Below are 16,736 nucleotides of genomic sequence, written 5' to 3' on the forward strand. Positions count from 1 at the left end.
GCGATGGACGAACTTGCCATTCGCAGGATCGTGGTGGTCGGTGGCGGCACCGCCGGCTGGATGGCGGCTGCAGCCCTGTCCCGCGTCCTGGGCCACGCGGTCGAGATCGAGCTGATCGAATCGGAGGCGATCGGCACGGTCGGCGTCGGCGAAGCGACCATCCCGCACCTGCAATATTTCAATCGGCTGCTCGGGATCGACGAGGACGACTTCGTCCGCCGCACGGCCGCGACGTTCAAGCTGGGGATCGAGTTCGTCGATTGGGGTCGCATCGGCGACCGCTATTTTCATCCGTTTGGCACCTATGGTCAGGAAATGGAGGGTTTGCACTTCCATCATTTCTGGCTTCGTCAGGCCCAGCTCGGCGGGACCCTCGAACTGGACCGCTTCAGCATCGGCGCCGATGCCGCGCGGGCCCAGCGTTTTCAGCGTCCCGATCACAGCCGCGCCGGCTCGCCGCTCGGGACGATCAGTTACGCGTTCCAGTTCGACGCATCGCTCTACGCCCGCTACCTGCGCGAGCGGGCCGAGGCCGGTGGCGTGCGGCGCACCGAAGGGCGCATCGTCGATGTCGCCCTCGACAGCGGCAATGGTCATGTCCAGGCGGTGACACTGGAGGACGGCAGCCGCGTTGCGGGCGACCTGTTCATCGACTGTTCGGGCTTTCGCGGCCTCCTGATTAGCAAAGCGCTTGGCGCCGGCTTCGAGGACTGGAGCCATTGGCTGCCCTGCGATCGCGCGGTGGCGCGCGCCTGCCGCCGGACCACCGACCCGCTTCCGTACACCCGCGCCACCGCCAAGGCGGCGGGCTGGCAATGGCGCATCCCGCTCCAGTCCCGCACCGGCAACGGCTATGTCTACTGCTCCGATCACCTGAGCGATGATGAAGCGCTCGCTGGGCTTAACGCCGCGCTTGACGGTGATCCTCTGTCGGAACCGAACTTCCTGAAGTTCAAGGCCGGCGTCCGGCACAAGGCCTGGGACCGCAACGTCGTCGCGCTCGGTCTGGCGAACGGCTTTCTCGAACCGCTCGAATCGACGTCGATCCACCTGATCCAGTCGGCAATTGCGCGCCTGCTCACCAACTTTCCGGACCGTCGTTTCAACCAGCACGACATCGACTATTATAATCGCCGCACGCGCGTCGAATATGAGCAGGTGCGCGACTTCATCATCCTGCATTATGCCACCACGACCCGCGATGACTCCCCGCTGTGGCGGTACTGCCGGAGCATGGCTTTGCCCACGTCGCTCGAAGAGCGCATCGCGATATTTCGCGAGAATGGCCGGCTATATCGCCACGACAATGAACTGTTCAGCGAGACGAGCTGGCTCGCGGTCATGCACGGGCAGGGGCTTGTTCCCAGACGCTATCATCCGCTCGCCGATCTGTTGCCCGAAGGTGACCTCGACAAGCGCATGGCGCATATCGCAAATGCGATGCGGCTGGCGGTCGACCGTATGCCCTCGCACCAGCAGTTCCTTGACCAGATCGGTCGCCCTGCGGTTTGACGCCCGGCTGGCAGAGGTGACGCCGGGAGGGCTTATCGCGCGCCTAGTGCGTGGAGCAGATACTGCTTGATGCGATCCGTCCGCGATGGCGACGCCGCCCCGAGCACGCCGCGTGCTGCCTCGGGCAGGTGATCGGCAACCCGGTCGGCCGCGTCGTCGAACGCATAATGATCGAACCATTTCCGCCAGACCGCGCGTTCGCGCGGCGGTAGGTCGCGTACGGCCATCAGGGCGTGGATCATCGCGGTAAACGGACTCGTCGCCTCGGTCCCTTCGGCCCAATAATTCACCAATATGTTGAGCGGCTCGTACGAGCGCACATTGTGCCACCAGAGTGCCGGAATGAAGATCGCGTCGCCGGGCCCAAGGTCCGCGACCAGCGCATGGCGCATCGCCTCGGCAAAGCGCGGATAGCGTTCCAGGTCGGGTTCATCGGGGTCGACCATGCTCGCCGGCTGCCCCGCCATCGTATGATCGAGCGGCCCTACGTAAAGATTTTCGAGCTGTTCGGGCGGGAACAGGACGAAGCGGCGACGGCCTGCCACGACGCACGCGAGGTTCGCTGAGCCGTCGTAGTGCGTCGAGATTCGGGTCGCGTTGCCAATCCACACCCGCGCCTTCGCGCCCGGTAGCGTCAGGTCGAGCGGGTTTGCCTCGCTCCAGCCGGGCAGGAGCTGTCCGGTTGGTGCGGAGCCAGCATAGAGGACGGGCGCCGCAGGATCGTTCGCAAAACGAAGCAATTCCGACAACAGCGACCGCAACGGAACCATCTGACGCGTGAAGTTGAAGCCCTGGACGGCATCGTCGTAGAAGAAGCGGCCTTGTATCTCCGGCCGCCCCGCCATCACCTGAACGGGGACACCACCGTCGAACTTCTCCATGTATTGCGCCGCATGCCGGGCGCCGCCGCGCGCCGCCACGACGGATGGCCAGGCGGAGGTTTGAGCACGCAGGACGACCGGCTCACCGCGGTTCAGGATCTCGGCTTCGAACGTTGCTGAGTCCACCCGCGCACGCTCAGCAAGCGGGCGCGCCCAGTCCAGATTGCTCACCCCTCGTCATCCTTTCATCCCGCCCCGCCAAGACGTTTGGCGCTGCGCTACCCAGGTTTCTCCGGATATAACTGGCTGGGAAGCTGGTGGCGACCGCGTATTCGATCTTCCAACGTCTGCTCGATGGAGAGCGATGGCCGAGCCCCGAGAAACCCGACGCCCTAGACCAGGCCGCGGCCCTCGATTTTCACGACCGGAACGAAGCCGTCGCCGCGGTCGGCGGGCATTGCGAAATGCAGGCCGTGCGGGTCGCGGCGGTGCGCTATGCGGTCGCCGCCGAGCAACGTTACGCGCTCGACGACGCCGTCGGCGAAGCGGTGGCGTGCGAGGGCCTCGATCGTCACGTCGCCGCGTGGCCAGCCGAGGAACAGCGCATAGAGCGCGCCCTTGTTCGTGGTGAAGCGCACGTCGCGCGGTGTGAACACCCCCGACGACTGCTCGTTCTGCATGCCCGTCTGCAGCTTGGTCGGGCCTTCGCCGTAGATCCGCCACGGTCGCGAGCCGAAGATCGCCTCGTCGTTGATCGCGATCCAGCGGCTCATGCCGTCGAGGATCTTTTCCTCCTCGCCGTCGATTGAGCCGTCGCCGGGCTGCGGGATCGAGAGCAGCAGATTGCCGTTCTTCGACACCACGTCGGCAAGCCGCTGGATGACCTGCTCGGCGGTCTTGTAGCTTTTGTCGTTCAGGCGCGCGACATTGTAGAACCAGTCGCCGATACACGTATCGGTCTGCCACGGCTCGTCCCACAGATGGTCGGTGAAGCCGCGTTCGACGTCCTGCACCAGGCCAAACCGGGCATAGGGCTTCAACTGCTTGGCGGTCCGCACGACATCGATCTTGCCGTGCCAGGCGATCGACCGATTATAGTAGTCCGCCGCCGCCTGGAGCCCGATCGGGCCGAACGGCAGCTCGTAATCGTCGAAATAGCAGAAGTCCGGCTTGTACTTGTCGATCAGGTCGGTCTGCCGCAGCAGCCATTTCGCGGCATAGGACGGGTCGTTCGGCGGCGGGGTCTCGATCCACTGGCCGTCATGCGCATCGTGCCAGGCGTTCATCGCCGCTATCGTGTCGATGCCGTTCGGCAGGACCGCGTGCGCGCCCGTATAGAGCTGTTGCGGATCGAGCCCGTCCCACCATGTGCCACGGCCATCGGCGGCGCGTAGCGTGAACGCGTCGTAGCGCTGTCCCTTGCGCGGCCCGATCGGATCATAGCCATAGGCGGTCTGATACCAGTGCCAGCTATGTGCCGCATGGTTCGAGACGCCGAACTTCAGCCCGGCCTTGCGCGCGGCCTTCTCCCAGATGCCAACGACGTCGCGCTTCGGCCCGACGCGGAGCGAATTCCAGGCGTGATATCGACTGTCGTAGCAGTCGAGATTGTCGTGATGATTTGCGAGCGAGACGAAATATTTCGCCCCCGCTTTGGCATAGCGCGTGATCAGCGCGTCGGGATCCCAGCGCGCCGCGGTCCAGCGGTTCATCACCTCCATCATCCCCGATCGGGTCGGATGGCCATAGGTCTTGAGGTGATGTTCGTACGCTGGATGGCCCTGCATATACATGAAGCGCCCATACCAGTCGCCTTGCTCAGGCACCGATTGCGGGCCCCAATGCGACCACAGGCCGAGCTTGGCATCGCGAAACCACTCGGGGTAGCGATAGTGATCGACCAGCGATTCCCAGGTCGGCTGCACCGGACCGCGGACGAGCCCCATCGGGCTCTGCGCGAGTGCGTGCGTTGCGGGCCCGAGTGCGGCGATGCCGGCGAGAACCGACCGACGGCTGAGATCGATGCTCACGGAGTTGCGACGGATCTGGCGGGCGCGCCGTCAACGCGCGCGCCCGCTGCCGTCGGCAACCCGGTCAGGAGCCGTGCTGTGACGCGGATACCGATCACTTCGGTGCCACGATCTGGACCAGGGACCCGGCGTCCTGCCCGGTCGGCAGCTTGCCCGATGCGGTCAGGCGCCGGCTCTTGTCGTCCCAGCGGAGGGTCGCCTTGCGGCCGCCCTTGGTCCGATAGTCGTTGGTCACGCCGTCGTCGTCGTAGAGCGCGAAACTGGCATCCGCGCCGGGATAGACGCGAATGGCCTCCAGCGACTGCGCCGTCGCGGTGCTCGGGACCTGGACGCCCATCGGAATGATCGACCCGGCGCGCACGAACAGCGGGATCCTGTCGATCGCTGCGTTCGCGGTGACGGTCTGCCCACCGGTAAAGCGCTGGTTGGTCCAGTAATCATACCAGTCCGCCCCGGCCGGCAGATAGACCTGGCGGGTCGTCTTGCCCTGTTCGGTGACGGGGGCGACGAGGAAGGCGGGGCCGAACATATACTCATCGCCCATGTCGGCGACGTTGGGATCGTTCGGGAAATCCATGAACAGCGCGCGCATCATCGGCGCATTGCTCTCATAGGTGTGGCGCCCGAGCGAATAGATGTACGGCATCAGCGAATAGCGCAGCTTCAGGAAGTTCGCGAGAACGAGTTCGGCCGCGGTACCATATTCCCAGAGTGCAGTGGCCGGGCGCTGGCCGTGGATCCGCAAGGTCGGCGTGAACACGCTATAGGCGAACCAGCGTGTGAACAGCTCGGGATAATCCGCATAGTCGGGCGCCATCGCGGTCGCGCCTGCCGGATCGAGCAGCACCGGACGGGTCGCCTTGGGCCCGTTCGGCCATTGCCAGCCGCCGATGTCGCTGCCCCAATAGGCCATGCCGCTCGCGGTGAAGCCAAGCCCGGCGGGCACCTGCCGGTGCAGCGCCTCCCAGGTCGACTTGATGTCCGACGACCAGAACAGCCCGCCATTGCGCTGGGCGCCGAGATAGGCGGCGCGCGACAGGATCAGGTTGCGCACGGTGGGGCGATCCCGTGCCGACCCGTCCGCGACGCTCATCGTGTGGAGCAGCGGAAAGACGTTGTGATAACGGTCGCCCGAACCGATCGAATAGAAGCTGCCGTCGGGCACGAGATCGGGCTCGGTCTCGTCGAGCCAGAACCAGTCGAAGCCCTGGCTGGCGATATTGTCGCGGATCCGGTCCCAGAACCAGTTGCGCGCGTCGGGGTTGGTGCTGTCGAGCAACGCGCCGGCGCGATCTGACCGGATCGGCAGTCCGTCGACGGCGTTGCCATCCTTGTCCTTCAGCAGCCAGGACTTGCTCGACAGCAGATTGAAGTAGCGCGATTCCTTTTCGAACCGGGGCCAGACGCTGATGATCGAGTGCATCCCCATCGCCTTGAGCTTGTCGTTCATGCCCTTGGGATCGGGGAAATAGGTGCGGTCGATGTCGAGCTGACCCATGCGCGTCCAGTAGAACCAGTCGAGCACCATGATGTCGAGCGGCAGGCCGCGGCTGCGATACCCGTCGGCGATGCCGAGCAGTTCCTTCTCCGTCTCGTACCGCGCCTTGCTTTGGATAAGCCCGAACGCGGCCTTTGGCGGCAGCGGGGTCGTCCCGGTCAGCGTGGCGTAGCCGGCGTAGATCTCGTCGGTGGTCGCGCCGGTGATGACGAAGAAAGAGACGCGCTCGCCGACTTCCGACTGCCAGTGCGTCGCACTGTGCAGGCCGGGGGATACGACGGTCGAGGATGGATTGTCCCAGACGATGCCATAGCCCTTGTTGGTGACCATGAACGGCACGCAGACCGTCTCGCCCGCGGGCGCATCGTAATTGTGGCGGCAGTCGATCGTCCGGCCGCGCAGGTCGAGCTTGCCTTCCTGGTTCTGGCCCAGCCCGTAATAATGCTCGTCGGCGGGGGAGGCGAAGCTTGCACCGACGCGGAACGTCTTTTCGCCGTTGACGGTATGCGGCCCCATCTCCCACCCGGTCATCTGCGTCAGCATCGTGCCGTCGGGCTTGCGGATCGTCACCGACACCGGCGGCAGCGATGGCGCGAAATAGCGCTCCATCTGCGTGGGGGCCTTGGGCCAGGGCTTGGCATCGACCGAAAGCGACAGCGCGGCGGACGTGAAGATATCGGCGCCTCCGTCGTTGCGGTGCGTCCAGCCTGCGGCATTGGGCTTGGCGTTGGGACCGTCGCCCGGGGGGGCGTCGACCTGCCCGCGGTCGGTCGCGATCGTCACTCGGACGATGTTGGGGGCATAGGCCTCGATCGAAACCAGGCTGCCGTTGCGATCGACCGTCGCGATCGGCGCTGCGAACCCGCTCGTCGCAATCGTCGCCAGCGAAACCCCAACGGCAAATCGCGCGATCAGGCGCGACCAGCTCGGCGATACCGTGCTTCGGGAATCGTCGGACGGCTGCGTGACGACACGGGCTGGGGCGATATGCATTGAAATCCTCTCCGCGGGTCTGTGCCCGTTATGGTACCGCAAACTTCGCCTAAGCGGCAAATTTGTCGTATAATTGCAGGTCCGCGCTACAGATCAACCGAATTCTCTGCCAAAAATATGACTTGTCAGACAATTCGTTCATTGATACCGATACCACACTGCGACCGCAGAGCGCTTCATGGCTCAAAATGCGGCACAAATTTCGAGCGGTGGTCCGTTCGGTATCCTGGGGAGATGGTGTTTGAACCGCGTAAAATTCCGTTCGGCTTGTGTGCTCAAGGCTCTGGCAAGCGGGGCATCTGCCCTCGCAATTGTCTCGGCATTCACGGTAGCCGCGAGCGCCCAGCAGGCGCCCGCTATCGTTCCCGACACGGCTGAAGAGGTCGCCCCGTCACCGATCGATCAGGGCGCGCAAGCGGGTACCGTCGCACCGAGCGGCGACGTTGCGAATGCGAATGCGGATGCAGACATCGTGGTCACCGGCGTCCGCGCCAGCCTTCGGAGCGCACAGGCGCGCAAGCGCAACGCCAGCCAGATCATCGATTCGATCGTTGCAGAAGATATTGGCAAGCTGCCCGACAACAATGTGTCCGAGGCGCTGCAGCGGATCAGCGGCATCCAGATCGAGCGCAACCAGGGCGAGGGCAGCCGGATCGCGATCCGCGGCCTGACCCAGGTCCGTACCGAGCTGAACGGTCGCGACTATTTCACCGCGGGCGACGGCCGCACGATCAGCCTTGAGGATATCCCCTCTGAACTGCTCGCCGGGATCGACGTCTACAAGAACCCCGCCGCCGACGTGATCGAGGGCGGTCTGGGCGGCACGGTCAACCTGCGCACGCGGATGCCGTTCGACTTTTCGAAGCCGACGATCAGCGGCAGCGCGCGGGTCACACATCACGATCTGGCGGACAAGACCAAGACCTCGTTCTCGGGTCTGATCACCGACACCTACCAGACCGGTCTGGGCGAGATCGGCTTCCTGCTCAACGGATCGCTCCAGCGCGGCGCCTATCGCACCGATGCCTTGTCGATCGAGCCCTATCAGCTGCGCACCGGCATCGTCGATCGGACCGGCAATGGCAGCACGGCTGATGCCGCCGACGCGGTGATCGTGCCCAACGGCGTCGGCCAGTTCAACAATGTCGGCGATCGCCGCCGCATCGGCATTTCCGCGGCCGTCCAGTGGAAGCCTGCCGACAATCTCGAAGTCTACGGCCAGTTCGACTATGCCAATTACAAGTTCAACCAGGTCGGCTATCTCGTCTACCCGTTCGGCCGCGGCGGTGCGCCCATCACGCCGGGGCCGGCGAGCAGCTTCTCGTTCGACGAGAATGGCGAGTTCCAGAGCGGCACGTTCCAGAACGTGTTCGTCGAGGGCAATACCTATCGCAGCGATCGCCGTTCGAAGACCGCATCCTATTCCGGCGGGCTCAAGTTCAATCCGTCGAGCCAGCTCACGCTGACCACGGATGTCAGCTATGTCGACAGTCGCACGAAGACGGAATTCTTCGCGCTCGGCGTCGGCAGCGACCAGCCCAACACGCTCAGCGTCGACATTACCGGCAAACTGCCCGTGATCGGCGTGACCGGGGCAGGGTCGCCCAGCTTCCTCACCGATCCGGCGAACTTCTCCTATCTCTACATCCTCGATTCCAGCAGCCGCAGCCACAACGACCAATGGTCGGTACGGCAGGACGTCGAATATGAGACGGATGGCGGCTTCTTCACGTCGATCAAGGCGGGTGTGCGGTACACCAAGCTGAACGCGGTCGTCGAAAATCCGGTGTTCGGCTATGTCGACTTGTTCGATACGCCACGCGTGCCGCGTACGCCACTCTCGGCGATCCCGGGCTATTACAACCCCGTGCCGGTGAAGAACTTCTTCCGCGGCGATGCGGCCGGGCTGGGCAGCTTCCTGATCCCGCCGTTCGACGTGATCCGTGGCGATCTGAATGCGGTGCGCCAGACCTTCGCCTCCTATTATCCCAATGGCCAGGTCGCCGTTCCGGAATATCTGCCGACCGGTCGCAACGACGTTTCGGAACAGACGATCGGCGGCTATTGGGTCGCGCGGTTCAAGTCCGAGACCATCCTGCCGTTCGACGGCAACCTCGGTGTGCGCATCGTGAATACCAAGACCAACGTCGCCGGCTTCCAGACGCCGTCGGGCGGTCCGACCATTCCGATCGACCAGACCAACAGCTACACCTCGGTCCTGCCGAGCCTGAACATCCGCTTCCCGATCACCGAGACCTTGCAACTGCGCCTGGCCGCGTCGAAGGGCCTGACGCGACCGGATTACAATCTGCTCAACTCAGTACTGACGTTCGATCCCGTCAGCCGGCGGGGCTCGTCGGGCAATCCCGATCTGAAGCCGCTGCGAGCCGATCAGCTCGACGTCTCGTTCGAATGGTATTTCAACAAGACCAGCTCGGTCTATGCCGCTGCCTTCTACAAGGCGGTCAACGGCTTCATCGCGCGCGTGGACGATCCGGTGGTGATCGACGGCACGCAATATCAGATCAACCGGCCGGTCAACGGCGCGAACGGCAAGATCAAGGGGTTCGAAGTCGGCTATCAGCAGTTCTTCGATTTCCTGCCGGGGCCGCTGTCGGGCTTCGGAGTGCAGGCCAACTACACCTATGTGGATTCCAAGGCGCCCAATCCGAGCGCCGGTGCGATCCCCGGCGCGCCGATCTCGGTGCCGCTCGAGGGGCTGTCGAAGAACAGCTACAATCTGGTCGGCATCTACGAAAAATACGGACTGTCGGCGCGTGTCGCATACAACTGGCGCGACGATTACGTCCGCACCACGTCCGCCAGCGGCACGGGCAATCTGCCGATCTACGACCGGGCGTTCGGCCAGCTCGACGCCTCGATCAGCTACGACGTCACGCCCAACATCACCGCGTCGGTGGATGCCACGAACCTGCTCAACACGCGGCGTGAGACGTTCTTCGGGCTGGACAGCCGGCCGCGTGACTATTCGGTCGTTGATCGCCGCTTCGGCGCGACGCTCCGCGTGAACTACTGACCGGCTGAAGCCCGGGGGTCTCGAAAGGCTCCCGGGCTTCAGGCGCGATCCCGTGCGATGTCGCCACCTGAACCTGTAGCACAGCACCGCGATCCGCGCCGTGGGGTTGCAATGCCGTCGCCAGGGCGCCCACCAGTGTCCGACGAATGCGAACGCCAGCATTGACGGCGCAACGAACGGGGCTCGCCCGGCAGCGATGGATAGGAAGCCAGAGATGACGGATGCGCACGAGACGGGTCGGCTGAACCGGCGGCATTTCCTGGGAAGCGGAACCGCGATCGGCGTGGCGCTGGCCGCGGACGGTGTCGCGCAGGCTGCACCGGTGCGGGCGCCAGCGATCGGCGCATTGCCGATGCCGGCGACCCGCGACGACCTGCCGCTGCGCGCGACGGTCGAGGATCCCAGCCGGCTGCTGCTCGATCGCAGCTGGCGCTTCCATATCGGCGATATCCCGATGCCGGAAATCCGCGGCCATGGCTGGTCCTACAACAGCGCCAAGGCGGGGCAGGCGCAGGGTGCGGCGGCGATGCAATATGACGATTCGGACTGGTCCGAGGTCGATCTGCCGCACGACTGGGCATCGACGATGCCGTTCGAGGAAAGCGCCAATGTCTCGCAAGGCTATCGCCGGCGCGGCTTCGGCTGGTACCGGCGCGCGCTGCGGCTCGATCCCGCGGATCGGGGGCGGTATCTGGAGTTGCAGTTCGGCGGGATCGCGACGAATGCGACGATCTGGTTCAACGGATCGATCGTCGCGCACAACTGGAGCGGCTATAACTCGGTCTATGTCGACATCACCGATCTGGCGCGGTTCGGCGACGATCTGAACAGCATCGTCGTGCGGGTCGATGCGCAGACGATGGAGGGCTGGTGGTACGAGGGCGCCGGGCTGTACCGCCATGTCTGGCTGGCGAAACGCGATGCGACCTACATCGCGACCGACGGCATCCACGCCGATCCGCGCCGCGCCGCCGATGGCACATGGAGCGTGCCCGTCACCGCGACGCTCGGCAATATCGGCAAGAACCCGGCCGAGGCGAGCATCGAGGTGTCGCTGATCGATCCCGACGGCCGCACGATCGCGACGCAGACCGCAGCGGCGCGTGTGCCGTCGCTGAAGCCGGGCAGCGCGACGCTGACCATCCCGGTCCCCGCGCCGCGGCTATGGTCGATCGACGCGCCGACGCTCTACACGCTGCGGGCGCGACTGATGCGCGGCGACAAGCCCGTCGACGAACGCACGTTGCGGATCGGTTTTCGCACGCTGCGCTTCGACGCCGCGACGGGCTTCCATCTCAACGACCGTCCGCTCAAGATCAAGGGCACGTGCAACCACCAGGATCATGCCGGTGTCGGCGTCGCGGTGCCCGATGCGCTGTGGGACTGGCGATTGCGTCGTCTGAAGGACCTGGGGTGCAACGCGATCCGCTTCGCGCATAGCGCGATCGCGACCGAGGTGCTCGACGCGTGCGACCGGCTCGGCTTCCTGGTGATGAGCGAGAACCGCAACTTCAACACCAGCCCCGATTACATGGACCAGCTCGAATGGCTGGTCCGCCGCGATCGCAACCGGCCAAGCGTGTTCATGTGGTCGGTGTTCAACGAGGAACCGGTGCAGGGGACGCCCGCCGGGTATGAGATGGTCCGCCGCATGTCGGTCGCGGTGAAGGCGCTCGACGACAGCCGACCGGTCACCGCGGCGATGAACAGCGGGATGTTCGCCCCGGTCAATGTCAGCCAGGCGGTCGACGTGGTCGGTTTCAACTATCAGCGCGACCAGTATGACCGGTTCCACGCCGCCAACCCGATGCTGCCGCTGACGAGTTCGGAGGACACCAGCAGTTTCATGACGCGCGGGGCGTGGGAGACCGACCGCGCCGCGCACGTGATGGCGTCCTATGACGAGGAACCGGCGGACTGGGGCAGCACCCACCGCGAGGGCTGGAAATCGGTCGCCGAGCGGCCGTTCGTCGCAGGGACGTTCGTATGGACCGGGTTCGACTATCACGGTGAGCCAACCCCGTTCGAATGGCCGTCCGCGGGCAGCTATTTCGGGATCATGGACCTGTGCGGCTTTCCGAAAATGGCCTTCTATCTGCACCGCGCGCAGTGGGTCGACGACGTGCCGCTGCTCGATCTGATGCCGCACTGGAACTGGCCTGGCCGCGAGGGGCAGGCGATCAAGGTGATGGCGCTGACCAATGTCGAGGTCGTGCGGCTGATGCTCGATGGCCGTCTGATCGGCGAGGAGAAGGTCGATCGCTACACGATGCCGAGCTGGCAGGTGCCCTATGCGCCGGGCCGGCTCGAGGCGATCGGCTATCGCGGCGGACGCGAGGTCGCGCGCAGCGTGGTCGAGGCGACCGGCGCGGCGGTGGCGCTGCGGATCATGCCCGACCGGCGTGCGATGGCGGCGGATGGCGAGGACGTGCAGCCGTACACGATCGACGCGGTCGATGCGCGTGGGCGGCATGTGCCGACCGCCAATCTCGACGTGACCTTTGCGGTCAGCGGCGGCGCGATCATCGGCCTCGGCAATGGCGATCCGGTCAGCCACGAAGCCGAACAGGGCAATCGCCGGCGCCTGTTCAACGGCCTGGCGCAGGTGATCGTTCGCGCGGGCGGCGGCGGCGCGGGTACCGTCAAGCTCTCCGCCAGCGCGGCGGGATTGCGCCCGGCCTCCAGCAACGTGCGCCGCCTCGCCACGCCGGCCCGTCCGTTCGTCGCGCCCGCCCGCATGACGCTGACGGTGCAGGACTGGCGGCAGTCGCCGGCCGCCACCGCCAGGCCGTCGCCCGACATCGTGCTGGCGGACAATGACATGAACAGCTGGCTGTATGTCCGCGCGGGTGAGATCCAGCCGCCGCAGGGCAGTGGTCGGTGGACCGTGCTGCGCGCCAGGCTCACCCCGCACCGCGGCACGCGCGAACGGGGCGGAACGATCGTGTTCAAGGATCTGGTCGGTCGCGGCGAAATCTGGATCGATGGCAAGCGCGCCGCGACGAAGCCCGATTTCGCCGCCGCCACATTGCGCGTCGCCTTCCCGCCAGGTCCCGGCGAGCGGATCGTCACCCTCCTGCTCGAAAGCGACGGCACGGTCGCATCGGGCCTGGGCGGCCTCGTCTTCGTCGAGGACTGATCCGTGCCGGCTTTCCCGTTTCCCGTTCGAGGTACTGCATCATGATCTTCCGCCCCTCCCGCACACTCGCCGGCCTGACCCTCGCCGCCACGCTGTTCGCCGGCACCGCGCACGCGCAGACCGCAACCGAGGTGCCCAGGCTGGTGACCCGCGACGGGCATCACGCGCTGATGGTCGATGGCGCGCCGTGGCTGATGCTCGGCGCGCAGGTCAATAATTCGAGCAATTATCCGGCGATGCTGCCCAAGGTCTGGCCGACGATCCACGCGATGCACGCCAACACGGTCGAGGTGCCGATCGCGTGGGAGCAGATCGAGCGAACCGAAGGGCAATTCGACTTTTCCTTCCTCGACCGGTTGCTTGCCGAGGCGCGGCAGAACAAGGTGCGCCTCGTCCTGCTGTGGTTCGCGACGTGGAAGAACACCTCGCCCAACTATGCGCCCGCCTGGGTCAAGCTGGACAACGCGCGGTTCCCGCGGATGACCAACGCCAAGGGGGAGACGCATTATGCGCTGTCGCCGCTTCATCGGTCGACGCTGGAGGCGGACAAGCGCGCCTTCGTCAAGCTGATGCAGCATCTGAAGGCCGCCGATCCGCAGAACACCGTCATCATGGTCCAGCCGGAGAACGAGGCCGGCACCTATGGCAGCGTCCGCGATTTCTCGCCGGTCGCGCAGAAATCGTTCGACGGTCCGGTCCCGGCGGCGTTGCTGAAAAAGTTCCGCAAGCCCGCGGGCAGCTGGAAGCAGGTGTTCGGCGCTGATGCCGACGAGTATTTCCACGCCTGGTCGATCGCCCGCTATATCGAGGAGATCGCGGCGGCGGGCAAGGCGGTGAAGCCGGTGCCGATGTACGTCAACGCCGCGCTCGCCTCCGCCTTCGGACGGCAGGCGGCGACCACCTATTCGAGCGGTGGGCCGATCCATCACGTGATCGACGTGTACAAGGCCGCGGCGCCGTCGCTCGATCTGGTCGCGCCCGATATCTATGCGCGCGATCATGCCGCGTTTCTCGAATATCTGAAGCTCTACGGCCGTGCCGACAACGCCCTGCTGATTCCGGAAACGGGGAACGCGCCCGAGTTCGCACGGTATTTCTATCCGGTGGTCGGCAGGGGCGGGGTTGGTTTCGCGCCGTTCGGGATGGACGATAGCGGCTATTACAACTTCCCGCTCGGTGCCAAGACGCTGGACGCGCCGACGATGGAGCTGTTCGCGCGCAACTACCGCGTGTTCGAGCCGATGATGCGGGAATGGGCGCGGCTGGCCTTTGCCGGCAAGACCTGGGGCGTGGCCGAGCCGACCGACCCCAAGGCCGAGCACAGGCAGGTCATGGACCTCGGCAAGTACCGCGCCACCGCGACGTTCGGCCAGTATCAGTTCGGCACAGACAAGCCGACCGGCAACCCCCAACCGACCGGCGGTCTTGCTGTCGCCGAGATCGGCTCCGACGAATATCTCGTGACCGGATTCGATACGCGCGTCTCGTTCGCGCTGGCGGATGCGAACAGCGGGCGTTCGATGCTCTACGATCGCGTCGAGGAGGGGCATTACGACGCACAGGGGCACTGGGTGTTCGACCGTGTGCTGAACGGTGATCAGACCGACTACGGGATCAACTTCACCGATCGCGCGCAGGTGCTCCACGTCAAGCTTGGCAGCTACAAGGGCAATCCGGTCATCCCGGTCGGCAATCCGAATTAGGACGCCCCTCGGCCGTCAGGCCGGGGCCTGTTCGATGACCCGCCACGAGACCCGTCATCTTATTGGAACGATGTCATAATCGTTGGATCGAAAGCTATCGTCGGCCAGATCGGTTGTTCAACATCCTGTTAACTGGCGACCCTTGAGAACAGCCCAAATGGAGGGCTGTTTTATCATGATTTACCGTAAGATGACGAGCAGGGTTCTGGGCATTGCGGTCGGCATGATCGCGGTGTCTGGCGTGGCGACATCGGCACACGCGCAAACCGCCAGCGGCACGATCGGCGTGTCCCTGAACATTCTTGCGGCCTGTGCCGTGAATGGCGGCAACAGCGCCGCGACCATGGGGCGGATCGGGACGATCGCCTTTGCCGATCAGTCGGGCGTCTTCGGCAACGCCGATGCGACGATGGTCGCGCAAGGCGGTACGAATGCGGTCACGGTGTTGTGCACGCCGGGCCTCGCGCCGAAGGTCACGGTCGGGGCGGGCGCGAACGACGCGGGCAATGTCCGTCAGCTGGCCTATCTGGGGCAGACCGTCGCGTATCGGCTGTATACGGACGCGTCGCGGCAGGACGAAATCACTATCGGCAGGCAGATCAGCCTCGGCACCGCGGCCACCTCGGCGTTGACGCTGCCGATCTATGCCCGTGCGTCGAGCAATGGCCTGGCGCTGCCGGCGGGCACCTATACCGATACGGTACAGGTGACGCTCAGCTGGTAGCGGCGGTGCGCGCCGTCCGGGCTCTCATTGCCGTGTCGACGGCTGCGGGCTGTGCGTCGGGGAGCATGGCGGAGACCAGCCGCACCTTCAGGGTCGGCGCGGTCATCGCCAATGGTTGCGCGATCAGCGCCGACACCGGGGGCAGTTGGGGATCGATCGACCTCGGGTCGGTGAACGGGGTCGATGGGGGAGCCGCGCAAGGCAGCCTGGTCACCGCGGTTGCCGCCGGATTGCAGATCGACTGCACCCCGGGAATGAGCGTCACCCTCACCGCGGACAACGGCACTCAGCCGGCCAACGGTGTGCGCCAGCTCGTCCATGCAACCCGGCCTGCCGATCGCATGCCCTACCAGCTGTTCGCGAATGGCAGTCAGACGCCCTGGACGTCGCAGGCGATCGCGCTGGCATTCCCGATCGGGACGTCACGACTGTCTGTTCCCGTCAAGGCCCGTGCCGCCGTCCAGCGCGGCGTGGCCGCGGGGCGATATTCCGATGTGGTTCGCATCACCGTCACCTGGTGATGCAGCAAGGACAAGTCATGAAGATCCTGCGTATGTTGACCGCCATCGTCTCGCCGCTCCTCCTGCTGCCAGGCACAAGTCGCGCCGCGGCGGTCATCATCTGGCCGGTCGATCCGAAAATCGCCGCCACCGAGCGCGCGACCGCGCTGTGGATTGAGAACAAGGGCAACGAACCGATCACGATGCAGGTCCGGACTTTGCGCTGGTCGCAGGGGCCGCAGGGCGATCTGTACGACGATCAGGAGGAGGTCGTCGCCAGCCCGCCGATCGCGGTCATCCCGGCGGGACAACGGCAGATGATCCGTGTGTTGCGGCGCGAGCGGCCTGCTGTCGCGGCGAACGACCAGGCTGACCCGGGGGAGCGCAGCTACCGCCTGTTGATCGACGAAATTCCCACCGCGAATGCGCCGAATGCGAGCCGGCTGCCGGCGGCCGAGCTTGCGGTGCAGATGCGCTATTCGGTTCCGCTCTTCACCTATGCGGGGTCGGTCAACGCGGCCAAGCCGGAGCTGACCGCAACGGTGGATCGGAGCGGCAGCGGTCGGATGCTGGCGATCCGCAATACTGGCCTGCTGCATGCGCGCCTCGTCGATATCCGGACGGCGGACGACAAGAAGACCAGTCTTGCTTCGGGGCTCGCGGGTTATGTCCTGGCGGGTCAGACCATGCGCTGGCCGGTACCGGAAGGCGTCCCGGACACCAGTCCGCTGATGGCAAACGTCAATGGCGCCGATCAGCTCATTGCCGCGCGTTGATCC

Annotated in this window: 10 protein-coding genes; 7 read left to right on the forward strand and 3 right to left on the reverse strand. The window is 65.3% G+C overall.

All coding sequences use genetic code 11. The features are described 5' to 3' along the window. Window positions 1-3: 3 nt before the first annotated feature. Window positions 4-1,512: a tryptophan halogenase family protein gene (locus NEF64_RS09290; protein ID WP_056409799.1), complete on the forward strand. Its 1,509-nt coding sequence runs from the start codon at window positions 4-6 to the stop codon at window positions 1,510-1,512. A 32-nt stretch (window positions 1,513-1,544) separates the two neighbouring features. Here the strand turns inward: NEF64_RS09290 and NEF64_RS09295 are convergent, their stop codons facing one another. The 3 genes from NEF64_RS09295 to NEF64_RS09305 form a co-directional block, all read right to left on the reverse strand. Next, window positions 1,545-2,564 carry a cupin-like domain-containing protein gene (locus tag NEF64_RS09295; protein WP_235516567.1) on the reverse strand — a complete coding sequence of 340 codons (1,020 nt, stop codon included), beginning with the start codon at window positions 2,562-2,564 and terminating at the stop codon, window positions 1,545-1,547. Window positions 2,565-2,725: 161 nt separating this feature from the next. After that, window positions 2,726-4,357 carry an alpha-L-fucosidase gene (locus NEF64_RS09300; protein WP_252574928.1) on the reverse strand — a complete coding sequence of 544 codons (1,632 nt, stop codon included), beginning with the start codon at window positions 4,355-4,357 and terminating at the stop codon, window positions 2,726-2,728. A 100-nt stretch (window positions 4,358-4,457) separates the two neighbouring features. Then, a complete protein-coding gene (locus NEF64_RS09305; protein WP_252573652.1) occupies window positions 4,458-6,854 on the reverse strand; it encodes a glycoside hydrolase family 31 protein in 2,397 nt (798 codons plus the stop codon). Window positions 6,855-7,095: 241 nt separating this feature from the next. Between NEF64_RS09305 and NEF64_RS09310 the strand changes: the two genes are divergently transcribed. The 6 genes from NEF64_RS09310 to NEF64_RS09335 all read left to right on the forward strand — a co-directional run bounded on the left by NEF64_RS09310 (window position 7,096) and on the right by NEF64_RS09335 (window position 16,733). Next, window positions 7,096-9,891, forward strand: coding sequence for a TonB-dependent receptor (locus tag NEF64_RS09310; protein WP_162235436.1), 2,796 nt, complete (start codon window positions 7,096-7,098; stop codon window positions 9,889-9,891). Between the two features lie 214 nt (window positions 9,892-10,105). Next, a complete protein-coding gene (galA, locus tag NEF64_RS09315) occupies window positions 10,106-13,030 on the forward strand; it encodes a beta-galactosidase GalA (protein ID WP_252573654.1) in 2,925 nt (974 codons plus the stop codon). Window positions 13,031-13,071: 41 nt separating this feature from the next. Then, complete coding sequence (locus tag NEF64_RS09320) at window positions 13,072-14,733, forward strand: DUF5597 domain-containing protein (protein ID WP_056409793.1); 1,662 nt, start codon at window positions 13,072-13,074, stop codon at window positions 14,731-14,733. 190 nt (window positions 14,734-14,923) lie between these two features. After that, window positions 14,924-15,457: a Csu type fimbrial protein gene (locus NEF64_RS09325; RefSeq protein WP_252573656.1), complete on the forward strand. Its 534-nt coding sequence runs from the start codon at window positions 14,924-14,926 to the stop codon at window positions 15,455-15,457. A 65-nt stretch (window positions 15,458-15,522) separates the two neighbouring features. Further along, window positions 15,523-15,978: a spore coat protein U domain-containing protein gene (locus tag NEF64_RS09330; RefSeq protein ID WP_252573658.1), complete on the forward strand. Its 456-nt coding sequence runs from the start codon at window positions 15,523-15,525 to the stop codon at window positions 15,976-15,978. A gap of 17 nt (window positions 15,979-15,995) precedes the next feature. Beyond that, window positions 15,996-16,733, forward strand: a complete 738-nt coding sequence (locus NEF64_RS09335; protein WP_056406506.1) for a fimbrial biogenesis chaperone — start codon at window positions 15,996-15,998, stop codon at window positions 16,731-16,733. Window positions 16,734-16,736 lie beyond the last annotated feature (3 nt).

It is taken from the genome of Sphingomonas aerolata, assembly GCF_023935825.1.
GTDB lineage: Bacteria > Pseudomonadota > Alphaproteobacteria > Sphingomonadales > Sphingomonadaceae > Sphingomonas > Sphingomonas aerolata.

Excerpts from the sequence above, each read along its gene's own strand:
- NEF64_RS09290 (WP_056409799.1), top strand. The coding sequence starts at position 4 with ATGGACGAACTTGCCATTCGCAGGATCGTGGTGGTCGGTGGCGGCACC.
- NEF64_RS09305 (WP_252573652.1), bottom strand. The coding sequence starts at position 6,854 with ATGCATATCGCCCCAGCCCGTGTCGTCACGCAGCCGTCCGACGATTCC.
- galA (WP_252573654.1), top strand. The coding sequence starts at position 10,106 with ATGACGGATGCGCACGAGACGGGTCGGCTGAACCGGCGGCATTTCCTG.
- NEF64_RS09320 (WP_056409793.1), top strand. The coding sequence starts at position 13,072 with ATGATCTTCCGCCCCTCCCGCACACTCGCCGGCCTGACCCTCGCCGCC.
- NEF64_RS09325 (WP_252573656.1), top strand. The coding sequence starts at position 14,924 with ATGACGAGCAGGGTTCTGGGCATTGCGGTCGGCATGATCGCGGTGTCT.
- NEF64_RS09330 (WP_252573658.1), top strand. The coding sequence starts at position 15,523 with ATGGCGGAGACCAGCCGCACCTTCAGGGTCGGCGCGGTCATCGCCAAT.
- NEF64_RS09335 (WP_056406506.1), top strand. The coding sequence starts at position 15,996 with ATGAAGATCCTGCGTATGTTGACCGCCATCGTCTCGCCGCTCCTCCTG.